Origin of the sequence: Mycobacterium sp., assembly GCF_049280035.1 — a bacterium.
In the GTDB taxonomy this organism is placed as follows: domain Bacteria; phylum Actinomycetota; class Actinomycetes; order Mycobacteriales; family Mycobacteriaceae; genus Mycobacterium.
In genome coordinates this window covers 1-7,202 of the sequence record NZ_JBAPPI010000823.1, presented here as the reverse complement: position 1 = coordinate 7,202, position 7,202 = coordinate 1, and the positions used below count along the sequence as shown (strand labels likewise).

General features: G+C 65.1%; 7 protein-coding genes and 1 pseudogene. 5 read left to right on the top strand and 3 right to left on the bottom strand.

What is annotated here, in order from left to right; all coding sequences use genetic code 11:
- The first annotated feature begins 149 nt into the window (after positions 1–149).
- The 3 genes from WAN71_RS26325 to WAN71_RS26315 are packed head-to-tail and all read left to right on the top strand — an operon-like array spanning position 150 to position 3,678.
- On the top strand, positions 150–1,862 hold the full coding sequence (locus tag WAN71_RS26325; RefSeq protein ID WP_422228139.1) for a circularly permuted type 2 ATP-grasp protein: 1,713 nt from the start codon (positions 150–152) through the stop codon (positions 1,860–1,862).
- Complete coding sequence (locus WAN71_RS26320; RefSeq protein ID WP_422228138.1) at positions 1,862–2,839, top strand: alpha-E domain-containing protein; 978 nt, start codon at positions 1,862–1,864, stop codon at positions 2,837–2,839. The genes WAN71_RS26325 and WAN71_RS26320 overlap by 1 nt, the downstream gene beginning before the upstream one ends.
- Positions 2,839–3,678 (top strand): transglutaminase family protein, encoded by an 840-nt coding sequence (locus tag WAN71_RS26315; protein WP_422228137.1) that lies wholly within the window; start codon positions 2,839–2,841, stop codon positions 3,676–3,678. Before WAN71_RS26320 ends, WAN71_RS26315 begins: the two co-directional genes overlap by 1 nt.
- 78 nt (positions 3,679–3,756) lie before the next feature.
- Here the strand turns inward: WAN71_RS26315 and WAN71_RS26310 are convergent, their stop codons facing one another.
- Complete coding sequence (locus WAN71_RS26310) at positions 3,757–4,254, bottom strand: MarR family winged helix-turn-helix transcriptional regulator (protein ID WP_422228136.1); 498 nt, start codon at positions 4,252–4,254, stop codon at positions 3,757–3,759.
- A gap of 87 nt (positions 4,255–4,341) precedes the next feature.
- On the opposite strand from WAN71_RS26310, the gene WAN71_RS26305 reads away from it, so the two are divergent.
- Positions 4,342–5,085, top strand: a complete 744-nt coding sequence (locus WAN71_RS26305; RefSeq protein WP_422228135.1) for a hypothetical protein — start codon at positions 4,342–4,344, stop codon at positions 5,083–5,085.
- Here the strand turns inward: WAN71_RS26305 and WAN71_RS26300 are convergent.
- Positions 5,078–5,791, bottom strand: a pseudogene (locus WAN71_RS26300) (ribonuclease Z); the annotation flags it as partial. The gene WAN71_RS26305 and the pseudogene WAN71_RS26300 overlap by 8 nt on opposite strands.
- Positions 5,792–6,020: 229 nt before the next feature.
- Between WAN71_RS26300 and WAN71_RS26295 the strand changes: the two are divergent.
- Positions 6,021–6,449, top strand: a complete 429-nt coding sequence (locus WAN71_RS26295; protein WP_422228134.1) for a CBS domain-containing protein — start codon at positions 6,021–6,023, stop codon at positions 6,447–6,449.
- A 94-nt stretch (positions 6,450–6,543) separates the two neighbouring features.
- On the opposite strand, the gene WAN71_RS26290 is transcribed toward WAN71_RS26295, so the two are convergent.
- Positions 6,544–7,140 (bottom strand): type II toxin-antitoxin system PemK/MazF family toxin, encoded by a 597-nt coding sequence (locus WAN71_RS26290; protein WP_422228133.1) that lies wholly within the window; start codon positions 7,138–7,140, stop codon positions 6,544–6,546.
- Between the last annotated feature and the right edge of the window lie 62 nt (positions 7,141–7,202).

Here is a 7,202-nt window from a genome sequence, read left to right as displayed (position 1 = left end):
CGTCAATTCCTTCGCAAATCTTGAGCGGCTTGTGGTGTCACGGGTTGCCGCAGCGCGTCCCAGCGCTTAGGCGGCGACTGCTCACGGTATCAGTCCGCGGTGCAATCTCCCAAAGTGGAGCAGCTTGGCCTGCGGAAACGGGATTTGTGATGCAGCATGGCACAGTGGCCCTTCGAACCGTGCCCGTCGAGACCAGGCGGCAGCCGCGCAGCGAGTCCCGTCCGGCGAAGCACTACGAGCGCATCTTCGACGGCTACAACACCGCGAGCAGCTACGCAGAGGCTTTCGATGAGATGTTCGACGGTCGCGGCAACGTCCGCGGACCGTACAAAGGCATCTACGCCGAGCTTGCGCCGTCGGATGCGTCCGACCTCGAGGGCCGCGCCGAGGCGCTGGGCCGGGCATTCAGCGATCAGGGCATCACGTTTTCGCTGTCCGGCCAGGAGCGGCCGTTTCCGCTGGACCTGGTCCCACGGGTGATCTCGGCCGCCGAGTGGACGCGGTTGGAACGCGGCATCACCCAGCGGGTTAAGGCGCTCGAGTGCTACCTCGACGACATCTACGGTGATCAGGAGATCCTGAACGACGGAGTCATCCCGCGTCGGCTGGTGACCTCCTGTGAGCACTTCTACCGTCAGGCCGCCGGCATCGTGCCACCCAACGGCGTGCGCATTCACGTCGCCGGCATCGACCTGATTCGCGACGAAAAGGGAAGCTTCCGGGTGCTGGAGGACAACCTGCGTTCGCCGTCGGGGGTGTCTTATGTGATGGAGAACCGGCGCACGATGGCGCGGGTCTTTCCCAACTTGTTCGCCACCCACCGGGTGCGGGCCGTCGACGACTATGCAGCGCACCTGCTGCGCGCCTTGCGCAAGTCGGCGGCCACCAACGAGGCTGATCCGACCGTCGTCGTGCTGACCCCGGGGGTGCACAACTCGGCTTACTTCGAGCATTCACTGCTGGCCCGTCAGATGGGTGTCGAGCTGGTCGAAGGCCGCGACCTGTTCTGCCGCGACAACCAGGTGTACATGCGCACCACCGAAGGAGAACGTCAGGTCGACGTCGTCTACCGGCGCATCGACGACGCGTTTCTGGATCCGATGCAATTCCGCCCCAATTCGGTGCTGGGCGTGGCGGGCCTGCTCAACGCCGCCCGGGCCGGCAACGTGGTGATTTCCAGCGCCGTCGGCAACGGAGTAGGCGACGACAAACTCGTCTACACCTACGTGCCGACGATCATCGAGTACTACCTCGGCGAGAAACCGTTGTTGGCCAATGTGGACACCTTCCGATGCTGGTTGGACGACGAACGGGAACAAGTGCTCGACCGGGTCGGCGAACTGGTCGTCAAACCGGTCGAGGGGTCCGGCGGCTACGGCATCGTCTTCGGTCCGGAAGCCTCCAACAAGGAGTTGACCGCGATCAGCAAGAAGATCCGCGACCATCCGCGCGGCTGGATCGCCCAACCGATGATGCAACTCTCGACGGTCCCGACAAAGGTCGGAGACGAGCTGACGCCCCGTTACGTCGACTTGCGACCGTTCGCGGTCAACGATGGCGACGACGTGTGGGTGTTGCCCGGCGGCCTGACCCGGGTGGCACTGGTCGAAGGGTCGCGGGTGGTGAATTCCAGTCAGGGCGGCGGGTCCAAGGACACCTGGGTGCTGGCGTCGCGCGCCTCACTGGCCGATCGCGAACTCGGCGCTGCCCAGACCGTGCGGTCGCTGCCGACGCCGGTCGTGACGTCCAACGGCGACTCGGAGGTCGAAAAGTCCCCTCAGCAGCAGCAACAATCGCAGCTGCGCCCGAATCAGGAGCAGCAGCCCGGCCAACAGCAACAGCAGCAGGCGGTGATCCGCTGATGCTGGCCCGCAATGCCGAGGCGCTGTACTGGATCGGTCGCTACGTCGAGCGCGCGGACGACACGGCGCGGATCCTCGATGTCACCGTGCACCAACTGCTGGAGGATTCCAGCGTCGACCCCGACCGCACCTCCCGAGTGCTGTTGCACGTGTTGGACATTGAGCCACCCGACACTGAGTTGGACGTCTGGTCGTTGACCGACCTGGTGGCGTTTCGTCGCAACACCGCCGGCGGTTGCTCTATTGTCGACGCCATCTCAGCCGCCCGGGAAAACGCGCGGTCTGCCCGCGAGGTCACGTCCACCGAGACCTGGGAGTGCCTTAACACCACATACAACGCCCTCGGTGAACGTGAGCGTGCCGCCAAACGTCTTGGTCCGCATGAGTTTTTATCGTTCATTGAGGGCCGTGCCGCGATGTTCGCCGGCCTCGCCGATTCGACGCTGTCCCGTGACGACGGGTATCGCTTCATGGTGCTGGGCCGCGCGATCGAGCGGGTGGACATGACGGTGCGGATGCTGTTGTCACGGGTAGGGGACAGCGCATCCTCGCCGGCGTGGGTGACCGTGCTGCGTTCGGCGGGCGCGCACGACACCTATCTGCGGACCTATCGCGGTGTGCTGGACGCCAACCGAGTCGTCGAGTTCATCCTGCTCGACCGGCTGTTTCCGCGGTCTGTCTTCTACTCGCTGAAGATGGCCGAGCACAACCTCGACGAACTGCTGCACAATCCGCACAGTCGGATCGGTACCACCGCCGAAGCGCAGCGATTGCTCGGGCAAGCCCGCAGTGAACTGGAATTCGTGGAACCAGGGGTGCTGCTCGAATCGCTGGAGATGCGGCTGGCCAGCTTGCAGAAGACTTGCTACGACGTGGGAGAAGCGTTGGCGGTGCAGTACTTTCACGCTGTACCGTGGGTCGCCTGGTCCGACGCCGCCTACCGTGACCCGTTGCCGGCAAGGCAGGGGAAGACCTGATGTGGCGGCTGCGGGTACTGCACGCCACCGGATACGCCTATCCGTCGCCGGCGACGGCCTCCTACAACGAAGCCCGGCTCACGCCGCGGTCGGACACCCGGCAAAACGTCGTCCTCAACCGCATCGAAACCGTGCCGGCCACCCGGTCATACCGCTACATCGACTATTGGGGCACCGCGGTGACGGCATTCGACTTGCACGCGCCGCACACCGAGTTGACCGTCACGTCGTCGTCGGTCGTGGAGGCCGATCGAGCGGAGCCGCCGACAGAGAAAGTCACCTGGGCCGACTTGCACAGCGAATCGGTGATCGACCGGTTCGACGAGGTGCTTCGGCCTACCGACTACACGCCGGCAAGCAAACGTATTGCGGCCGTGGGCAAGCGGATCGCCAAGTATCACGAACCCGCCGAATCCGTCGCCGCGGCCGCAGAGTGGGTACGCAGCGAACTGGACTATGTTCGGGGCACCACCGGTGTCCACTCGTCGGGCTTGGACGCGTTGCGCGAGGGCAACGGTGTCTGTCAGGATTTCGTACACCTAGCACTAATTATGTTGCGCGGCATGGGAATTCCCTCGCGTTATGTGTCCGGTTATCACCATCCCGACTCTGATGCGGTGGTGGGGGAAACGGTCGACGGACAGAGCCATGCCTGGCTGCAGGTCTGGACCGGCAGTTGGTGGGATCTCGACCCCACCAATGACAGCGAGATCACCGAGCAGTACGTCAGTGTTGGCGTCGGCCGCGACTACTCTGATGTGTCCCCGCTCAAGGGGATCTACTCCGGACAAGGCGCCACCGATCTCGACGTCGTCGTCGAAATTACCCGGTTGGCTTAGTTACCCGTTGTCAGCGCAGGTGTCGCGCGCCTGGCCGTGTAGCGAACAGCCGAGACGACACAACACCACCGGCCGGCGTCACTTCGCCCGTTTGGCCGCCAGACCGAGAATGCGGTAACCCGGATGCACGTGCGGGGTCAGGCCCTGATCCTGCGCGAGTGTGGTGAGAAGGTCGCGCAGCATGTCGCATTGCCCGGCGTCGAGCGCGGCGGTCATCCGCTGCTCGTGTCGGCGGGCCAGCTCGGAAAGCCTGCGCATCAGCTTCTTCCCGGCCGCGGTGAGGTAGAGCGCATGCAGCCGACGATCGCTCAGGTTGCGGCGCCGCTCCACATAGCCGCGACCCTCGAGTTCGTCGACGTAGGCGACGACGCGGCTGGGCAGCAGACCCAACCGAGCGCTCAGGGCTTGCTGGCTCGGCCCGGGCTCTGAGGCGATGGCGCGCAGTATGCCCGCGTGCGGCGGGGTCAGATCGATGGTCGCGATCTGTTCGGCGAACAACGCGGCGGCGTGATGGCCGAGTTGGGCCAGCAAGAAGGCCACGCCGTCGACGTGTTCCGTACCCGATGCTGACGACACTTCGACATCATACATTCGTGGAACAATTCACCGAATGAAGCACATCTCCTCTTGTCAACGCGCCGACAGGGTCCTATCGTTCATAGCATGAATGATTCATCTGAAGAAAGAAACGAGTCGGTTCGGCGACAGGGCAGGCAAGGCGGCCCGCCGCTGGTGCTGGTCGCCTCGATCTGCGTCGGGCTACTCTTCGGTGGTCTGGCGATCGGAGTCGCGCTCGGCGGAGTGATGCCGCTGCCGTACGGGCCGGCCGCCGCGGTCCAGCAGTACGTCCGGGCGCAGTCAGCGGCGGTGCAGGTCATGGCCGTGGCGGTCTTCGGATCATCGGTACCGCTCGCCATCTACGCGGCGACGGCCAGTGCCCGGTTGCGGCAGCTCGGGGTTACCGCCCCGGGAGCGACGATCGCTTTGGCAGGTGGAATCTTGGCGGCCGGCTCTTTGGGTCTGACGGGTTTGGTGGGCTGGACGCTGTCAAGACCGGAGATCAGCGCTGACGGCGCGTTGGTTCGGGCGCTGTATTTCCTGGTGTTCCTGGTCGGTGGGCCCGGGCACATCGTGGCCCTGGGCCTTCTTGTCGCGGGTATGGCGGTGCCCAGCCTCATTCTGGGGCTGCTGCCACGATCGCTGGCCCGAATCGGGCTGGCGATCGCCGCGCTTTGCGAATTGACGTCGCTGGTGCTGATCTGGCCGGTGCTTGGAGTGATCCTGCCGGTCGCACGTGTTTCGGCGTTGGGATGGCTGCTGGTTGCCGGCGCCTGGTTGCCACTGCGGCGCAGCGATATCCGGGCTGCCGGTGGACGACCGGACCGTTCGGCCGCCGTGGCACAGTGAGCGTCACCCGCCTGGTGCGCCTGGCGGTGGCGGCCGCCTCTTGCACCGACGAGTGGTAGTCACAGATGTCCTTGACCCGCTGCATTGGCAGCGGCGCTATGAGTTCCTTACGGATGACCGTGTGCACCAAAGCATCTGCGCCGGCGGCGAGTTCATCGAGGCGCTCACACGGCACGGTGTCACCCGCCAGCACCACCGAGGCGCCGCCAATTTCAATCCGAAACCCGATCGTCGGCGCCACCGGCCGGTGGTCAGTGGGGGCCACCCGGATTGACACGCCGTCGCGGTCCCATACCGGGCCCTCGGTGTATTCGTGTACCTCGACTGCCGGCGGGGCGGTCAGATCGTCGTGGTGAGCCATCCGGTAGCTGATGTCGGGGCCGAAGGCTTTCAATGTCGCCTCGACTACCGCGGCAGTGCCCGGCGGTCCGATGATCGATAGCGGCACGGGATCGGGAGCAAACGTGGTGACCCAACGGGTGATCAGCAGGTCGCCCAGGTCGGCGATGTGGTCGCTGTGCAGGTGGGTGAGCAGCAGAGCCGATAAACCGTTGGCGCCCAGTCCGATCGCCGCCGCGCGTTGCAGCACGCCGCGTCCACAATCCACCAGGAACACCTGCCCGTCGGCCCGCACCAGGGTGGACGGCCCGGCGCGATTCGGATCGGGGATAGGGCTTCCGGTACCGAGCAGCGTGATTTCGATCATGGCTCCAGATATGTCATAGATCCTGGCGGGCTACCGCTCAATTCGCTAATTCAGCTGGCTGCCAACGACTCTCTAAATGCCGCTGCTTCAGACGACCTCGCCGTCCTGCGTCGCCTTGTGGCCGCGATCGTGACCTGGAGGTTGGCCCGATTTTCGTCGGTTGCTTTCACGATGACCGATCTCGCCGTAGCCTGGTGTGAACCGGATCACAACTCGGTGGGAGGCCTGAATGCGGATTGCAGATGTGCTGCGGAGCAAGGGCGGCGAGGTGATGACGATCAACCCCGACGCGACGGTGACCGAACTGCTCGACGGGCTCGCCAGTCACAACATCGGCGCCATGGTGGTGGTTGGACCAGACGGTGTTGCCGGCATCGTCTCCGAGCGCGACATCGTGCGCCGGCTGCACGCCCACGGGGCTTCGGTGCTCTCGCGGCCGGTCTCGGAAATCATGACGGCGGTGGTCTCGACCTGTAGTAAGTCCGACACGGTGGACAGCCTCACCATGCTGATGACCGAAAACCGGGTGCGGCACGTGCCGGTACTCGAGGACGGAAAGCTGATCGGGATCGTCAGCATCGGTGACGTCGTGAAAACGCGGATGGAGGAGCTGGAAGCCGAGCACGAGCAGCTTCAGTCCTACATCACCCAGGGTTGATCACCGCGTCGAGTGGCCACTTAGGACACGCGTCGGCGCCGATTGTGTGGGTTAACTGGCCACTCGGCGGAGCGATGAGGCCAGGGCTGCTCACTCAGCTCCAGGAGTAGTTGCTTCGCAGCCGGGCCGCCACCACGTCGAAGACGGCGCGTTCCACGATCGCGCCCTCGCGACGGATGCCCTCCTCGGGGACGTCGAGCACCCGGTCTAACCGCACCCAGCTGGGTCTGCCGTCGCTATCCCAGCTTCCGCTACCTATCCCGACCCAGTCTCGGTCGGCGGCGTGCCTCTCCTGACTGGACATCATCAGCCCGAGCAGCGTGTTGCGGTCGCGGCCCACGACCAGGACCGGGCGGTCCTTGCCGCGAGTGGGGTCGTCCTCGTAGGTCACCCAGGTCCACACGATTTCGCCGGGGTCGGCCCGGCCGTCCAAGTTGGGGCAGTAGACCAGCTTGCGAGCCCGGTGCGCGGTCGGTGCGCTGTTGCTGGTGACTGGGCGACCTGCGGTGATCTCGGTCGGCGCCTCGGCGGCGCCGCCGGTGATCACATCCAAAGCGATCTTGATACCGCGCTGCACAGTCGGCGACTGCTGCAATTGCCGGATCAACTCTGGTGCCTCGCTGGAGGCCACGGACACCAGCTTCTCTAGATTCCTCTGGAACCGCCGCAACGTCCGCCACTGTGACGCCATGTTCGCAGCATAAGACCGTTCGCGCGTTGGCGTCCCGGCGCGCCTGCCGCACAAGCCGCTCG

What these genes read in the sequence shown, in the direction of transcription:
- WAN71_RS26315 (WP_422228137.1), top strand. Translation starts at nt 2,839, where the DNA reads ATGTGGCGGCTGCGGGTACTGCACGCCACCGGATACGCCTATCCGTCG.
- WAN71_RS26290 (WP_422228133.1), bottom strand. Translation starts at nt 7,140, where the DNA reads ATGGCGTCACAGTGGCGGACGTTGCGGCGGTTCCAGAGGAATCTAGAG.
- WAN71_RS26320 (WP_422228138.1), top strand. Translation starts at nt 1,862, where the DNA reads ATGCTGGCCCGCAATGCCGAGGCGCTGTACTGGATCGGTCGCTACGTC.
- WAN71_RS26325 (WP_422228139.1), top strand. Translation starts at nt 150, where the DNA reads ATGCAGCATGGCACAGTGGCCCTTCGAACCGTGCCCGTCGAGACCAGG.
- WAN71_RS26305 (WP_422228135.1), top strand. Translation starts at nt 4,342, where the DNA reads ATGAATGATTCATCTGAAGAAAGAAACGAGTCGGTTCGGCGACAGGGC.
- WAN71_RS26295 (WP_422228134.1), top strand. Translation starts at nt 6,021, where the DNA reads ATGCGGATTGCAGATGTGCTGCGGAGCAAGGGCGGCGAGGTGATGACG.